The following is a 16,179-nucleotide window of genomic DNA, read 5'->3' as shown; positions in this document are numbered from 1 at the left end:
GTCCCACCAGCGGTATTCGGTTCAGCGTTTCAGCCGGCGGTTCCCATCAGCGGTTCGGGCCAACGGTTTCAGTCAGTGGTTTCAGTCATTGGTTTCAGTCAGTGGTTTTCGGGGTGAGGGCGGGGAATGACGGCCACAGCACGCAGGCGGGGCAGATACGTACGGGCGAGAATCGCCCTGGTGGTGGCCGCGGTGATGGTCGCCACCACGGTGGAGGCGACCGTCACCCAGGCCGCGGAGCCGTCGGGCAGCCTCCCGAAGGTGCCGGCCTCCGAGAAGCCGGTGTCCGGGCACGGCGTGAAGATGCTGCCCCGCAAGGGCGACGGCGAGCCGAGGGTTCCCGAGCAGGCGCCCAAGAAGGCCTGGCCGGGCGCCGGTTCGGCGACCGTGAGTGTGCCCGCGGCGGCGAAGTCCGGTGCCAGGGCCGGGGCGAAGTCCGCCCCGGTGCGCGTGCGCGCGGGTGACCTGCCGGTCTCCCTCACCGCGGCGCCGCAGCAGGACAAGGCCGCCTCGACGCCGCTGACCGGCAAGGCCGTCGTACAGGTCCTCGACCGGCGGACCGCCGAGCGCGCGGGCGTCGACGGCATGGTCTTCTCCGTCCGGCGCCAGGCGGGAGCCACGGGCGACCGGGTCGGTGTCAGCGTGGACTACTCGAAGTTCGCCCAGGCGTACGGCGGCGCCTACGCGTCCCGTCTGAAACTGGTCCGCCTGCCGGCCTGCGCCGCCACCGACCCCGGCTCCGCGAAGTGCTCCACCCCGGTCCCGGTCGCCGCGGACAACGACCCCAAGGCGCAGACCCTCACCGCGTCCTCCCTCGCGCTGCCCGCGACCGACAGCGCCCCCATGGTCCTGGCGGCCACCGCCGCCGCCTCCAGCGACCACGGCGACTACAAGGCCACCCAGCTGTCCGCGTCCTCGACGTGGAACACCAACCTGAACACGGGCGACTTCAGCTGGTCCTACGGCATGCCCGTGCCCGACGTGCCCGGCTCCTTCACCCCGCAGCTGGGCCTGGCCTACTCCTCCGGCGGCATCGACGGCCGCACCGCGAACAGCAACAACCAGGCCTCCTGGACCGGTGACGGCTTCGACCTGTGGCCCGGCTTCATCGAGCGCAGCTACAAGCCGTGCGCCGACGAAGGCGTGAAGAACTCCGCCGGCATCAAGGTGGGCGATCTGTGCTGGGCGTACGACAACGCGACCCTGTCGTTCAACGGGCACTCCGGGGAACTGATCTCCACCGGCACGAACAGCTTCCGTATCAAGGGCGACGACGGCACCAAGGTCGACCGGATCTACGGCTCCGACACCAACGTCCGTGCCAACGGCGCCCGTGACGACGAGTACTGGCGCGTCACCACCACCGACGGCACCCGCTACTACTTCGGCTACAACCGCCTCCCGGGCTGGGCCTCCGGCAACGCGGAGACCAACTCGGCCTGGACGGCACCGGTCTTCGGCAACGACAGCGGCGAGCCGTGCAACGCCGCCGCGTTCGCCGACTCGTGGTGCCAGCAGGGCTGGCGCTGGAACCTCGACTACGCGGTCGACGCGCGCGGCAACTCCATCGCGTACTACTACGACAAGGAGACCAACCACTACGGCCGCAACCTCAAGCCGGAGGACGAGACCCCGTACGTCCGCGGCGGCGCTCTGAACCACATCGACTACGGCCTGCGCAACACCACCAACTACTCGGCCAAGGCGCTGGGCCGGGTGGACTTCACCTCCGCCGAGCGGTGCCTGCCCGAGACGGGCGTGACCTGCGCGGCCGCCACGATCGACGACAAGTCCTTCTACTGGTACGACACTCCCTGGGACCTGAACTGCAAGTCCGGCACGGACTGCACCAGTTCGCCCTCACCGTCGTTCTGGACCCGCAAGCGGCTGACCGGCGTCACCGCGAGCACCCTGAAGGCGGACGGCACCTACGCGCCGGTCGACACCTGGAAGATGGACCACCGCTGGGGCATGTCCGACATCGCCTACCAGCTGCTGCTCACCTCCGTCGAGCACACCGGCAGGGCCGTCACCCCCGAGATCACCCTGCCGAAGGTCACCTTCGGCTACGACCAGCGCTCCAACCGCCTCGACATCGCCGGCGACGACACGGCTCCCTTCATCAAGGAACGCCTGTCGACGATCGCCGACGAGTCCGGCGGACAGACGGACGTCACCTACTCCACGGCCGTCTGCGACGCGTCGAACCCGCCGACCCCCGAGACGAACTCCACGCGCTGCTTCCCGGTGTTCTTCACGAGGGAGGGCGACGAGAACCCGACCCGGCAGTGGTTCAACAAGTACGTCGTCGACGCGGTCACCCAGACCGACCGCACCAAGTCCTCCCCGGACATGGTCACCCGCTACAGCTATCTCGACGGGGCGGCCTGGCACTACGACGACGATGACGGCCTGACCAAGGAGAAGTACAAGACCTGGTCCGCCTGGCGCGGCTACGCCCACGTCCGGGTGCTGACCGGCGGCCAGGACCCGGTCGGCATGAAGGCGCAGACCGACCACTACTTCCTGCGCGGCATGGACGGCGACCGGGCCGGCCCGTCCGGCGGCACCAAGTCGGTGACCGTTTCCGACGACAACGGCGGCACCATCACCGACCACGCCTCAGCGGCCGGCTTCGAGTACAAGACGGCGAGCTACAGCGGTCCCGGCGGCAAGATCCTGGAGAAGAGCGTCAACACGCCCTGGCACCGCCAGACCGCGTCGCGCGTCCGCTCCTGGGGCACCACCACCGCCAACCTGACCGGTACGGCCGCCACCCGCACCTGGACCTCCCTGGACGACGGGGCGGGCACCAAGTGGCGCACGACGTACAAGACCAACACCTTCGAGAACACCGTCGGCCGGGTCGTCCAGACCGACGACTTCGGCGACGAGACCACCTCGCAGGACAACCAGTGCACCCGCACGACCTACGTCGACAACACCACCGACTGGATCCTCGACGCCCCGTCCCGCGCGGAGACGGTCGCGGTCAAGTGCGCCGACACCCCCGACCGCACCAAGGCCGTCATCTCGGACGTCCGCACCGCCTACGACGGCCAGGCCTACGGCACGGCACCCACCAAGGGTGACGCCACCCGCACGGCGACCCTGACCAAGCACGACGGCACGACCGCCAGCTACCTGGAGTCCGAGTCCACGTACGACACCTACGGGCGTCAGCTGACCGACAAGGACATCTCGGCCACCGTCACGGCCACCGAGACCACGGCACCGGCCCGCACCGCGCGCACGGACGGCCGTACCACCACCACGGCCTACACGCCGGCCACGGGCTTCCCGAAGACGTCGACGGTCACCACGCCGCCCGCCACCGCGGGCACGGCGGCCACCGCGCAGGTCACCACGACCACCTACGACAGCCTGCGCGGCCTGCCGGTCACCGTGCTCGACACCAACAACAAGCGCACCGACACCACGTACGACGCCCTGGGCCGCAACCAGAAGATCTGGCTGCCGAACCGGTCCCAGGCCAACGACGACACCCCGAACTACCAGTTCACGTACACCATGGACGGCAGCGGCCCGGTCGCGGTCGGTACCCGGACGCTGAAGAACGACGGCACCCAGCAGACGACGTACCAACTCCTGGACGGCTTCCTGCGCGAGCGCCAGACCCAGGCCCCGGGACCGTCCGGCGGCCGCCTGGTCGCGGACACCTTCTACGACGAACGCGGCCTGGTCGCCAAGCAGTTCGCGCCCTACTACAACGACGAAGCCGCCCCCTCCCCGGGCCTGCTCCAGCTGGACAACGCGCTCTCCGTGGAGACCCAGACCTGGAACACCTTCGACGGCCTGGGCCGCGTCACCATGTCCCAGCAGATCGCGGGCAACGGTGACCACAGCACGGTCCTGTCGACGACGCGGACCGACTACGGCGGCGACCGGGTCTCGGTGACCCCGCCCAAGGGGGCCACGGCCACCACGAGCGTCACGGACGCCCGCGGCAACGTCACCGACCTGCTGCAGTACCAGGCCGCCACCCCGACGGGCGCGTACGACCAGACCCACTACGACTACACGCCCACCGGAAAGCTGTCCAAGCTCACGGACCCCTCGGGCAACAGCTGGAGCTACACCTACGACCAGCGCGGCAACCAGACGCTGGCCACGGACCCGGACAAGGGCGACACCAAGTCCGTGTACGACGACCGCAGCCAGCTGGTCTCCACCACCGACCACCGCGGCCGGAAGGTCACTCATCTCTACGACGGGCTCGGCCGCGAGCTCGAGACCCGCGAGGGGGAGGCCACCGGGCCGCTGCTGACCCAGCAGGTGTGGGACCCCACCGGATTCGAGGGGCAGCTCGCCACTTCCACCCGCTATGTCGGCGGGGCGAGCGGGCTCGCGTACAAGACCACGTACAGCATGTACGACAACCTGTACCGGCCCCAGCGCACCGCGGTCGCCATCCCCTCCGTGACGGGGGAGGAGGCCCTGGCGGGCACCTACCTGTCGAGCACCGTCTACAACCTCGACGGCACCGTCCAGTCCAAGAGCTACCCGGCGGCCGGCTCCCTGGCCTCCGAGATCCTCACCCCGACCTACGACGAGATCCAGCGGCCCAAGACCCTCGGCGCGGGCGGTGGCGTCACCTACGTCACCGACACCACCTACAGCTACACGGGCAAGCCGCTGCAGTTCACCTACCAGTCGGCCGGCGCGAAGAAGACGCAGGTCACCAACTCCTACCAGTGGGGCACCCAGCGGCTGTCCAACAGCCGCCTCGACCGGGAGGACGTGGCCGGCACCGACCGGTCCGCGACCTACGCCTACGACGAGGCCGGCAACGTCACCTCGATCTCGGACGTGTCCCGCTCGGGCACCGACACCCAGTGCTTCCAGTACGACCACCTGACCCGCCTCAAGGAGGCGTGGACCCAGGGCAGCACGAGCTGCTCCGCCACCCCGAGCGCCTCGGTGCTCGGCGGCCCGGCCGCGTACTGGCACTCGTACACCTACGACAAGAGCGGCAACCGCACCGGCGAGACCCGGCACGACACGGCCGGCGACACCGCCAAGGACGTCAAGCGCACCTACCGCTACCCGGCGGCCGGAGGCGCCCGCCCGCACGCGGTCACCAGCATCGACACCACCGGCCCCACGGGCACGGCGACCGACAGCTTCACCTACACGGCCACCGGTGACACCGAGACCCGCACCATCGGCGGCACCAAGCAGACCCTCGAATGGGACGCCGAGGGCCACCTCTCCAAGGTCACCGAACCGGCCGGCAGCGGCACGAAGACGACGTCGTACGTGTACGACGCCGAGGGCCAGCGCCTGATCCGCCGTACGGACGCGGAGACCACCGTCTACCTCGGCGCCACCGAGCTCACCCTCACCAAGGGCGCCACCGCCGACAAGGCCACCCGCTACTACGACCTCGGCGGCGGCAACCAGGCCATCCGCACCGACGACAACAAGCTCGCCTTCCTCATCGGCGACCACCACGGCACCTCCGAGATCGCCGTCAACGCCACCGACCTGACGATGCAGCAACGCCGCTCGACCCCCTTCGGCGGCACCCGCGGCAGCCCGCCCGGCAGCTGGCCCGGCGAGAAGGGCTTCGTAGGCGGTACCCAGGACACGACGACCGGCCTGACCCACCTGGGGGCGCGGGAGTACGACCCGGCCACGGGCCGCTTCCTGTCCGTCGACCCGCTCCTGAACACGAACGACACGCAGTCCCTGAACGGCTACGCCTACAGCAACAACAACCCGGTCACTTTGAGCGACCCCGCCGGAACCGAGATCGGCTCCCGGCCCAACTCCTGCCAGTACTCCCTGGACAACTGCTCCAAGGAGGTCCAGGAGTCGGTCGGCTACAACCCGGTCACCAAGCGGGCGACCGCCAGCCAGCAGACCGTCAACGTCGGCAAGGCACGGGCGATCAAGCAGACGCCCGTCATCCAGGTCGTCAAGAAGGTCGGCTGGGAGCTGTTCAAGGACTTCATCGGCTGGAACGACTTCAAGGGCTGCATGGGCGGCAGCGTGTCGTCCTGCGCCACGCTGATCATCGGGGCGATTCCGTGGACCGCGATGTTCAAGAAGGGCGCCCAGCTCATCAAGGGCGCCTGGAAGATCGCCAAGGCGGTGAAGAAGTGGCGCAAGGAGCAGAAGTGGGCCGACGACATCCTGGAATCGGCGGCGTCCTGCGAGGTCAAGCACAGCTTCCTGCCGGGCACGAAGGTCCTGCTGGCCGACGGCACGACGAAAGACATCGAGGACGTGAAGACAGGTGACGTAGTCCTGGTCACCGACCCGGAGACCGGAAGGACGGTCGAACGGAAGGCCGTCCGCACGATCACCACGGAGGACGACAAGGACTTCACGGTCCTCACCGTCGCCACCAGGACCGGCCCTTCCACCATCACGGCCACGGACACCCACCCCTTCTGGGTCCCCGACCTGAGGAAGTGGGTCGACGCCGGCGACCTCGAGCCCGGCCAGCACCTGCGCACCAGCGCGGGCACGTACGTCCAGATCTCGGCGGTCGCGCACTACACGAAGCGCCAGCGCACGCACGATCTCACGATCGACGAGATCCACACGTACTACGTGCTGGTGGGGGACAGCCCGGTTCTCGTCCACAACGACAACTGTGGTGTCTCCAGGGGGTCGGGCGCGGGGTCGGAGGATCCGTCGTCGCTGCCTGACCTCTACGATCCGGACACCGGTGGATACAACGCCCCTCGCGGCCGGGGCGAGCCGCTCGAGGAGACCGGCCAGTCCCGCCGGGCAGCGGAGGAAGTGGCCGAGGAAGCCGGCACGCGAGCGACCACGGTGGCCAGAAGCCCGGGAGCGGCGCAGAAGATGATCGACGGAGCTGTACCTCCGGGAGCACACGGTCCCGCCGAAGCAGCCGTCGCAGGATCTATCGTCGTGGCCAAGGGGGTCCAGATGTTCAGGAGATGGTGGAATGGGCGAGGCAAGTGACGCGGCACGTGCCGTCGTCGCGCAGTTCACGCGCGACGGGTTCGTCGCAGCGGAGAGCGCGGAGCGTGCCGAGTTCGAGGTCTGGGATCGGCTGACGGCGGGACGGGTCCTGCTCGTGGCCGTCCAGACGCTCCTTCGGCTGCGCGGAGAGGACGGCCCGGCGGACCTCGGCCGTCCGGTGCCGGGACTGGACGAGGAGGAAGCGGGGCTGGTGGTCAGGACCCTGCTGGGGGACGCCGTGGCGGCTCCCGAGACCTCGCGGCGCGGCCTGATCACCCTGGATCGTCTGCTGGAACTGATGGCGTCCCTGATCGAGGAGGAGTCGCTGTCCGAGGACGAGGTCGACTCCCTGCTGGAGGTCGCGGAGGAGAGCTGCCGTGCCGTCGGACCGTGGGACGAGAGCGACGACCGCCGGCCGCGGGACGGCGAACTGGTCGATTTCGGGGGCCTGTTGGTGCCGACCGAGCCCGGAGTGGAGATCCGGCCCATGACATCCCGTGACGGTTCCGTCGTGGCGGTCACCGTCGTTCGAGGCCGGACGGCGATCCAGCTCCAGGCCTTCCGGGCGCTCTCGGACACGTCCTGGGCGACCATCCGTGAGCAGCTGTCCCGGACGATGCGTAGTCAGGGCAGTTCCGTCGAGGAGCGCGCCGGCCGTGCGGGAACCGAACTGCAGGCCGTCGTGCGGATCCAGGGCCCTCCCGGCAAGGACCGCCAGACCACGCGGGTCCTCGGCTTCGACGGCCCGGGCTGGGTCCTCCGCGGCTTCGTGACGGGAGTCGGGGCGGAACCCGACAGCACCGAGGACTGGCCCTACACCACGTTCCAGAGGACCGTCGTCCGCATGTCCGCCGCTCCTGAGAGCACCGACACGTTGATTCGTCTACGCCGGCCGCAGCCGGAGGGCGGCTGAACGCCGCGAACCGGGAGCCGCGTCGACAAGCGGCCACCCCGCAAGGTACTCATGGGGCATGAGCAACGACGGTGACTCCGGAGGCGGCAAGGGCCGGATAGTCGGAGGGCGTTACCGGCTGGTCGAGCGGATCGGGTCCGGGGGGATGGGCACCGTGTGGCGGGCCGTCGACGAGCTGGTCGGGCGGGAGGTCGCCGTCAAGCAGCCGCGGTTGCCCGGGGATCCTGAGGACGAGAGTCATCAGAGGGCGGCCCACCGGCTCTACCGCGAGGCTCGCGCCGCCGCCCGGGTCGACCATCCCTCCGCCGTCACCATCCATGACGTCGTCGCGGAGGAAGAGGACGGACTCCCCTGGATCGTCATGGAGTTGGTCCGCGGCGAGTCCCTCCACGAAGTGCTCCAGCGCGGGCCGCTCGAACCCGCCGAGTCCGCCCGCATCGGCCTCGCCGTCCTCGGCGCCCTGCGTGCCGCGCACTCCGTCGGCATCGTGCACCGGGACGTCAAGCCCGCGAACGTCCTGCTCGGCCCGCACCATCGGGTCGTCCTCACGGACTTCGGCATCGCCCACATCCAGGGCGAGGAATCCCTCACCGTCAGCGGCGAGTTCATCGGATCGCTGGAGTTCATCGCACCCGAGCGGATGTCCGGCCGGGGCGGCCCCGCCGGCCCCGCCTCCGACCTGTGGTCGCTGGGCGTGCTGCTGTACGCCGCCGTGGAGGGCTGGTCCCCGTTCCGCCGTACGACCCTGGAGTCCACCCTCGCCGCGATCCTCGCCGCCGACACGCCGGAGCCCAAGCTGGCCGGTCCGCTCGGGCCGCTCGTCGTGCGGCTGCTGGACAAGGAGCCCGAGCGGCGGCCGGGCGCGGCGGAGGTCGCCGTGGCGCTGGAGGCGGTGGCGGAGGGGTGGCCGATGCCGGGTCCCTCCGGGGTGGGGGAGCAGGACGCGTCGGGGCTCAGGGAACTGGCGGAGGACACCGGGACGATCGGGCTGGGGATGGCCGTACGGCCGCCCGACCCGACGCCCGAACCACCCGCACCCGAAACCCCCGTATCCGCATCCGTTCTCACAACTCCCGCACCCGCGCCGGAGACCACCGCTGTCCCGAAGCCGGCCTCGAAGCCCAAACGCCGCTTCCTCCGCCGCCCGGCCATCGCCGCCCTGCTCGCCGCCGTCCTCGTCGGCGGCATATGGCTGGGCACGTCCACCTATTTCACGGAGACCGAGAGCGGCTCAGCCGCCGAACTGACCCCCCGCCACAGCCCAGGCACCCCAACCCCAACCCCCACTCCCACTCCCACCGCCTCCTGGACGACCCACCGCGAGCCGGCCATGAACGCCACCCTCGCCCTCCCCGCCGCCTACAAGGAGACCGCCCGCGAAGGCAGCGCAGACGATCCGCCCCGCTTCGTCGTCTACGACCTCGACGACACCATCCAGCTCCGCCTCACCCAGTGGGACAAGGCCCCCCGCTCCCCGATGGCCCAGGCGCAGGCGGCACAGGACACCTGGGGCAGCCGTAACGCGGACGCGAGCACGCAGAAGACCCGCACCAGCTTCCACGGCTACGAGGCGGCGCTCGCGGACACCACGTACGACTGGGACGGGCGCCCCACCCGGGTCATGCAGCTGATGATCCGCACCCCCGACAGCCGCATGTACGAGCTGCGCGTGGACATGCCCAAGGGAACGGCGGACGAGAAGAAGGGCACGGCGGTGTTCAAGTCGGCCCGTGGCCGTCTCGAGATCGGAAACGACACAAGCGACGGAAGCGGCTGAGCTCCCGGCGGCAGCCACCGGCCAACGCCCTGATCAGCGCATTCCCCGCCAGCGGCCACTGGCACTGTGTGAGCGGTCGGTGAATCACTATTACCGACGGGTACACAAAGCCTTCCCCACGTCATACCCTGCGGCTCATGACCGACGCGCAGGCCCCGGCCAAGACCGGTACGAACCCCATCGCCCCCGCCCCCGAGGGCGCCCGCACCGCAGCGGACGTGGTCACCCCGGAGCTGGTCGCCCAGCTCACCAAGGGCGTGGCCGGCTCCGGCCGGACCGCGAACCACACCCCGTTCACCGGCGAGAAGCTGGCGGACCTGCCCGAGTCCACGCCCGAGGACGTGCAGAAGGCCTTCGAGGCCGCGCGCAAGGCGCAGGCGGTGTGGGCACAGACGCCGATACGGCAGCGCGCCGCCGTTCTGCTCCGCTTCCACGACCTGGTCCTCGAACGCCAGGCCGAGGTCCTCGACCTGATCCAGCTGGAGACCGGCAAGGCCCGTCTGCACGCCCACGAGGAGGTGCAGGCCGTGGCCATCGCGGCCCGGCACTACGGCCACAGGGCCACCGCGTATCTGAGGCCCAAGCGGCACACCGGCGCCGTCCCGACGCTCACCAAGGTCACCGAACTGCGCCACCCGCGCGGTGTGGTCGGCCAGATCGCCCCCTGGAACTACCCCCTCGAACTCTCCGTCGGCGACGCGCTCCCCGCCTTCGTCGCGGGCAACGCGGTCGTGATGAAGCCGGACACGGAGACCTGCCTCACCGCGCTCTGGGCCCGCGACCTCCTCGTCGAGGCCGGTCTGCCCGCCGACGTCTTCCAGGTCGTCCTCGGCGAGGGCCCGGTCATAGGCCCCGAAGTCGTCAAGCACGCCGACTACGTCTCCTTCACCGGCTCCACGCGCACCGGCCGCGAGGTCGCCCAGGGCGCCGCCGCCCGCCTGATCGGCGTCTCCCTCGAACTCGGCGGCAAGAACGCGATGCTGGTCCTGGAGGACGCCGACATCGAGAAGGCGGCCGCGGGAGCCGTCCGCGGCTGCTTCTCCTCTGCCGGTCAACTCTGCATCTCCATCGAGCGGTTGTACGTCCACGAGTCGATCGCCGACGCGTTCGTGGAGCGCTTCGCCGCCCGCACGAAGGCGATGCGGCTCGGTACGTCCCTCGCCTACGGCGCCGACATGGGCTCCCTGGTCGGCGAACGCCAGCTGGAGACCGTCACCCGGCACGTCGAGGAGGCCGTCGCCAAGGGCGCGAAGGTCGTCGCCGGCGGGGTGGCCCGCCCGGACATCGGCCCGTACTTCTTCGAGCCGACCATCCTCGACGGCGTCGAGGCCCCGATGGCCGTCTGCGCGGAGGAGACCTTCGGCCCGGTCGTCTCCATCTACCGCTTCAAGACGGAGGACGAGGCGGTCGAGCACGCCAACTCGACGGCGTACGGCCTGAATTCCTCCGTCTGGACGAAGGACGGCCGCCGCGGCCGCGACATCGCCGCCCGCCTGCGCACCGGCACGGTCAACGTCAACGAGGGCTACGCCGCCGCCTACGGCAGCCTCCAGTCCCCGATGGGCGGCATGAAGGACTCCGGCCTCGGCCGCCGCCACGGCTCCGAGGGCATCCTCAAGTACACCGAGGCCCAGACGGTGGCCCATCAGCGGCTGCTGCCCCTGGCCCCCTCGCTGGGGATGGACGACGAGAAGTACGCGCAGTTCATGAGCCGCAGTCTCCGCCTGATGAAGGCATTCCGGTTCCGCTAGACACCACCCGGTTCTCAACGAGGAGAGCACGTGCCCCAGGACACCTACGACTACGACGTCATCGTCGTCGGATCAGGCTTCGGCGGCTCGGTGACCGCCCTGCGCCTGACGGAAAAGGGCTACACCGTAGGCGTCCTGGAGGCCGGCCGCCGCTTCACCCGCGAAACCCTCCCCAGGAACTCCTGGGACCTGAAGAACTACCTCTGGGCCCCCAGGCTCAACATGTACGGCATCCAGCGCATCCACCTGCTCGGCAACGTCATGGTCCTGGCCGGCGCGGGCGTCGGCGGCGGCTCCCTCAACTACGCCAACACCCTCTACGTACCGCCGAAGCCGTTCTTCGAGGACGCGCAGTGGCGGGACATCACCGACTGGCAGGAGGAGCTGGCGCCGTACTACGACCAGGCGCGGCGCATGCTCGGCGTACGCCTCAACCCGACGATGACCCCGTCCGACGTCCACCTCAAGGCGGCCGCCGAGCGGATGGGCGTGGGCGACAGCTTCCACATGGCGCCGGTCGGCGTGTTCTTCGGGGACGGCGAGGACGCGGACGGCGCCACGAAGGCCGAACCCGGTGACGAGGTGGCCGACCCCTACTTCGGCGGCGCGGGCCCGGCCCGCAAGGCCTGCAACGAGTGCGGCGAGTGCATGACCGGCTGCCGGCACGGCGCGAAGAACACCCTCAACGAGAACTACCTGTACCTCGCCGAGAAGGCGGGCGCGGTCGTGCACCCGCTGACCACGGTCGTCTCGGTCACGGACGACTCGCGGGGTGGCTACGCGATAGCCACCCTGCCGACCGACGCGCGCCGCAAAGCGAAGGGCCGGACCTTCACGGCCCGCCGGGTGGTCCTCGCGGCCGGCACCTACGGCACGCAGACCCTGCTGCACCGGATGAAGGCGGGCGGCCAACTGCCGTATCTGTCCGAGAAGCTGGGCGAGCTGACCCGTACCAACTCCGAGGCGCTGGTCGGCGCGCAGACCAGCGACCGCCGCTACCGCAAGGCGACGGGCGAGCGGAAGGTCGACTTCACGCGCGGGGTGGCCATCACCTCGTCCATCCACCCGGACGAGAACACCCACATCGAGCCGGTCCGCTACGGCAAGGGCTCCAACTCGATGGGCGGCCTGTCGATCCTCCAGGTGCCGTACGCCGAGGGCTCCTCCCGGGTCCTGGCCTGGCTGCGGAACGCGGCCCGCCACCCGGCACTGGTCCTGCGTTCCCTCTCCAACCGCCGCTGGTCGGAGAAGACCATCATCGGCCTGGTGATGCAGTCGCTGGACAACTCCCTGACGACGTACCTGAAACCGGACGGCGTGGGCAAGGGCCTGCTCACGGCCCGCCAGGGTCACGGCTCCCCGAACCCCAAGCAGATCAGGGCCGCCGCGGAGGGCGCGGCGGCGATCGCCGCCGAGATCAACGGCTTCGCCGGCTCCAACGTGGGCGAGCTGATGGGCACCCCGCTCACCGCGCACTTCCTCGGCGGCTGCCCGATCGGCGCCTCCCGCGACACCGGCGTCATCGACCCGTACCACCGCCTCTACGGCCACCCCGGCATCTCGGTCGTCGACGGCTCCGCGGTCTCCGCCAACCTGGGAGTGAACCCCTCCCTCACCATCACCGCCCAGGCCGAGCGCGCGATGTCGTACTGGCCCAACAAGGGTGAGGCGGACCCGCGTCCGGCACAGGGCGAGACGTACGAACGCCTCAAGCCGGTCGAGCCCAGGTCCCCGGCGGTCCCGGCGGACGCCTTCGGCGCGCTGAAGCTGCCGTTCCTGGGGATACCGGCGGTGCCGCCGCGGAAGTAACCGCCCATGGCAAAGAGAAGGACCTGCACCCCCCTCCGAGCGCAGGTCCTTCTCTGTTTCTTGCGACAAGCCCTGTTGGGCCCTACTGGGCCCTACTGGGCCCTTACGCCACGGCCCCGGCCTTCCGGCGCCGCACCACGAACACCGCGCCCGCACCGGCGACGACCGCGACGCCGCCCAGGAGGCCGATCATCGGCAGCGTGGAGCCGGCACCGGTCTCGGCGAGGGTGCCGGTGGCGGAGACCTCGTTGACGTCCGTGAGGTCCGTCTTGCCACCCTGCGGCTTGGCGTCGTTCGGGTCACCGGCGTCGGAGCCGGCGGCGAGGATGTCGAAGACGTAGACCCAGCCGTTCGGGTCGTCGGCGACCCAGCAGCCCTCGTCGTCCGCGTACTCGGCGAGGCCGCCGGTCAGGCCGAGCGAGTCCGGCACCTTGCCGCTGACACTGAGCCGCAGCTTGTACGAGATCGACTGGCCCGCGCCCAGCGAGAACGAGGGGAACGTGCCGCCCTCGCCCGCGGCGTCCGCGATCGTGTCCCAGGAACCGGTGGACTTGTTGAAGACCTGGACCTTTATCTCGCCGGAGTAGTCCGCCGCGTCGTCCCAGCCCCACGCGGCGACGCCGATGAGCGGCTTGATGTCCTTGATCTCGTCGTCACCGCGGTTGGACACGTTGAACGCGAAGCCGGTCCACCCGCTGCCGGCGACGATCGTCTCGGGCAGCCCGGACAGGCTGCTGCGGACGTCCTCGCTGAGTTCGGCGGTGCTGTTGCCCTCCTCGTCGACACAGAGCTCCGGGTCCTCGGGCGCGCTGGCGCTGGCGCTCGGCGAGGGGGAGGCGGCCGGGGAGCTCTCACTGCCGGCCGGGGTGCTCGTGTCCGCGGCGGGGGAGCTGGTGTCCGTGGCCGGGCTGCTGGTGTCGGCGGCGGGGGAGCTGGTGTCCGTGGCCGGGCTGCTCGTGTCGGCGGCGGGGGAGCTCGTGTCCGCGGCCGGGCTGCTGGTGTCCGCGGCGGGAGAGCTGGTCTCCGTGGCCGGGCTGCTCGTCGTCGTGCCGGGGGTCTCGCCGTCCGTCGCGAACGCGGTGGGGGCGGAGAGCAGGGCGAGCGGGGCTATGACGGCCGTCGCGGCCGCTGCGGCCATGGCGCGGCGAAGCTTCATGAAGACCTCGAAAATCCGGTGTGCCGCGGGCGGCAACACGCTTGGGAGGCCTCCGCGTGTGGGGCGCGGGTGTGGCCCTTGGTTCGCATGGTTTGATCCGCGAAGCCTGTGAATGGTTGCCCTCGTCCTCACAGGATTTTTATGTGACCTGGATCACCGGTCGAGCGGATTCGGAGCTGACGTACGCTCAGCTGCTCGGAAATCCACTCGCAGAAAGGCGTCCGGCACCGTGGCCGACAGATCGTCCGAAGAGCCGAGATCCGGATCGGGTGAAGGGGGCGACTCCAGTAACACCAGCAACTCCTCCGCCGTACCCGACGAGGTGTGGGAGAAGTTCGTCCAGGACAGCGAACGCGAGATACGTGCCGAGGCGCCGAAGGAGCCGTCCGCCCGCGCCCGCATGGTGACCGAGCGGCTGCGGCAGCAGGAGGCGCGGGGGGAGCTGCCCGAGGGCTGGCGCACGGGTCCGGCCTGGCAGGAGACGAACGGGCGTACCACCCGGCGCCGCCGGCTGTGGGCGGTCATCGGCATACCCGTCGCCGTCGCCGTGGCCGTCGTGGCGATGAAGCCGTCCCTGCTGCCGGGCGACCCCTTCGGCACGGGGACACCGGACACCGCCGCCGCTTCGCCCCTGGGCGAGGAGACCGCGGCCCCGACCGCACCCCCGGCCGCCACCGACGCCGAAACCCCCACCCTGGACGAGCCGTTCGCCGGTTCCCCGGCGCTGGAGTGGGCCGACGGTGCCGCCGGCATCGTCCTGCCGGAGGCGAAGGCGGTCGGCGGGCTATCGAAGGACCGGGTCGGGACGGCGCTCCGGCTGACCAAGAAACTGCTGGTCGGAGCCAACCTGGACCCGAAGACCGTACGTGGCGGACGCCCCGATGCCGCCCTCGCGGTCCTCGACCCCAAGCAGCCGGAGTTCGTCGACGGCCTGAACCGGTCCCTGCGCGCGCCCGACGAGGAGCACGACCCGCTGGACCTGCTCACCCGCTTCGACCCCGCCGAGGTACGACTCGTCGGCGACGTGATCAAGACGCGTGGCCGGATGACGTTCGAGAAGGGCGACCAGGACGGGGTGGCCGTGCGCGCCGACTACACCTTCGTCTACCCGGTCGTCCGCACCGACGGTTCCACCGAGGTCACCCGCACCATCGTGCGCCGCGTCCTCGAAGTCGAGCTCCTCGACCCCACCCGCTATGTGTCCACCCCCGACCGCCTGAACGTCCTGCGCTACGACCGGGACGTCGGCAACACGGCCTGCGACATCCATGACGGCTATCTGCACCCGCAGTTCTCCTCGGACGCCGTCTCGGACGAACCGCCGAACGGGCCGCTGGTGGACCCGTACGACCGCAGCCGCGAGATCGGGTCCGGCGGGGGGTGCGGGACGGTGTCCCGCACCTGACGCCGGGCGCCGACTGCGGTCCGCTCGGCGCCGGGCATGCGAAGGGCCCCGCAGGCCGAAGCCGCGGGGCCCTTCTCTCGTCAGCACCGACGTCAGGGCAGCGTCGGTGCCTGGGGAGCGGCGCCGGGGGGTTGCGCCGCTTGCCTGTGTGCTCCGGGTCGGCGCCCCGGCGCATGCGGGGCGCACGGTTGGTCTCGACCTTTGGCAGTACGGCAGTGCACGTGAATGCAGTTGTCTACGGGGGGACTTGGGGGCTTTTCAGGCATCGTGCTGGATGGATGCCGCCGCCGCAACCGTTTGACTCAGACTTGGACATTTTGACTCGGACATTTTGATTTGGACGTCCCGCCGGTCGGCTCCGGGCGTCCCCGGAGCCGACCGTTCTCTTGGGTGACCGGACCAGCTGTC

At 70.4% G+C, this 16,179-nt stretch carries 7 protein-coding genes; 6 read left to right on the top strand and 1 reads right to left on the bottom strand.

What is annotated here, in order from left to right:
- Positions 1-126 precede the first annotated feature (126 nt).
- From OG252_RS21190 to OG252_RS21170, 5 genes are all read left to right on the top strand, one after another.
- Positions 127-6,960, top strand: coding sequence for an RHS repeat-associated core domain-containing protein (locus tag OG252_RS21190; RefSeq protein WP_329337943.1), 6,834 nt, complete (start codon positions 127-129; stop codon positions 6,958-6,960).
- A complete protein-coding gene (locus tag OG252_RS21185; RefSeq protein ID WP_329337941.1) occupies positions 6,944-7,873 on the top strand; it encodes a DUF3710 domain-containing protein in 930 nt (309 codons plus the stop codon). Before OG252_RS21190 ends, OG252_RS21185 begins: the two co-directional genes overlap by 17 nt.
- Before the next feature lie 58 nt (positions 7,874-7,931).
- Positions 7,932-9,650 (top strand): serine/threonine-protein kinase, encoded by a 1,719-nt coding sequence (locus OG252_RS21180; RefSeq protein WP_329337939.1) that lies wholly within the window; start codon positions 7,932-7,934, stop codon positions 9,648-9,650.
- 137 nt (positions 9,651-9,787) lie between these two features.
- Positions 9,788-11,401, top strand: a complete 1,614-nt coding sequence (locus OG252_RS21175) for a succinic semialdehyde dehydrogenase (protein WP_266434871.1) — start codon at positions 9,788-9,790, stop codon at positions 11,399-11,401.
- Positions 11,402-11,431: 30 nt separating this feature from the next.
- Positions 11,432-13,210 (top strand): GMC family oxidoreductase, encoded by a 1,779-nt coding sequence (locus tag OG252_RS21170; protein ID WP_329337936.1) that lies wholly within the window; start codon positions 11,432-11,434, stop codon positions 13,208-13,210.
- A gap of 103 nt (positions 13,211-13,313) precedes the next feature.
- On the opposite strand, the gene OG252_RS21165 is transcribed toward OG252_RS21170, so the two are convergent.
- Entirely contained in the window at positions 13,314-14,366 is a 1,053-nt protein-coding gene (locus OG252_RS21165; protein WP_266434867.1) for an LPXTG cell wall anchor domain-containing protein, read from the bottom strand.
- 229 nt (positions 14,367-14,595) lie between these two features.
- Between OG252_RS21165 and OG252_RS21160 the strand changes: the two genes are divergently transcribed.
- Complete coding sequence (locus OG252_RS21160; protein ID WP_329337934.1) at positions 14,596-15,771, top strand: hypothetical protein; 1,176 nt, start codon at positions 14,596-14,598, stop codon at positions 15,769-15,771.
- Positions 15,772-16,179 lie beyond the last annotated feature (408 nt).

The organism is Streptomyces sp. NBC_01352, assembly GCF_036237295.1.
Taxonomy (GTDB): Bacteria; Actinomycetota; Actinomycetes; order Streptomycetales; family Streptomycetaceae; genus Streptomyces; species Streptomyces plumbiresistens.
The sequence above is the reverse complement of the archived record's forward strand: the minus strand, read 5'-3'. Positions and strand labels throughout refer to the sequence as shown.

Excerpts from the sequence above, each read along its gene's own strand:
- OG252_RS21180 (WP_329337939.1), top strand. The coding sequence starts at position 7,932 with ATGAGCAACGACGGTGACTCCGGAGGCGGCAAGGGCCGGATAGTCGGA.
- OG252_RS21190 (WP_329337943.1), top strand. The coding sequence starts at position 127 with ATGACGGCCACAGCACGCAGGCGGGGCAGATACGTACGGGCGAGAATC.
- OG252_RS21175 (WP_266434871.1), top strand. The coding sequence starts at position 9,788 with ATGACCGACGCGCAGGCCCCGGCCAAGACCGGTACGAACCCCATCGCC.
- OG252_RS21185 (WP_329337941.1), top strand. The coding sequence starts at position 6,944 with ATGGGCGAGGCAAGTGACGCGGCACGTGCCGTCGTCGCGCAGTTCACG.
- OG252_RS21165 (WP_266434867.1), bottom strand. The coding sequence starts at position 14,366 with ATGAAGCTTCGCCGCGCCATGGCCGCAGCGGCCGCGACGGCCGTCATA.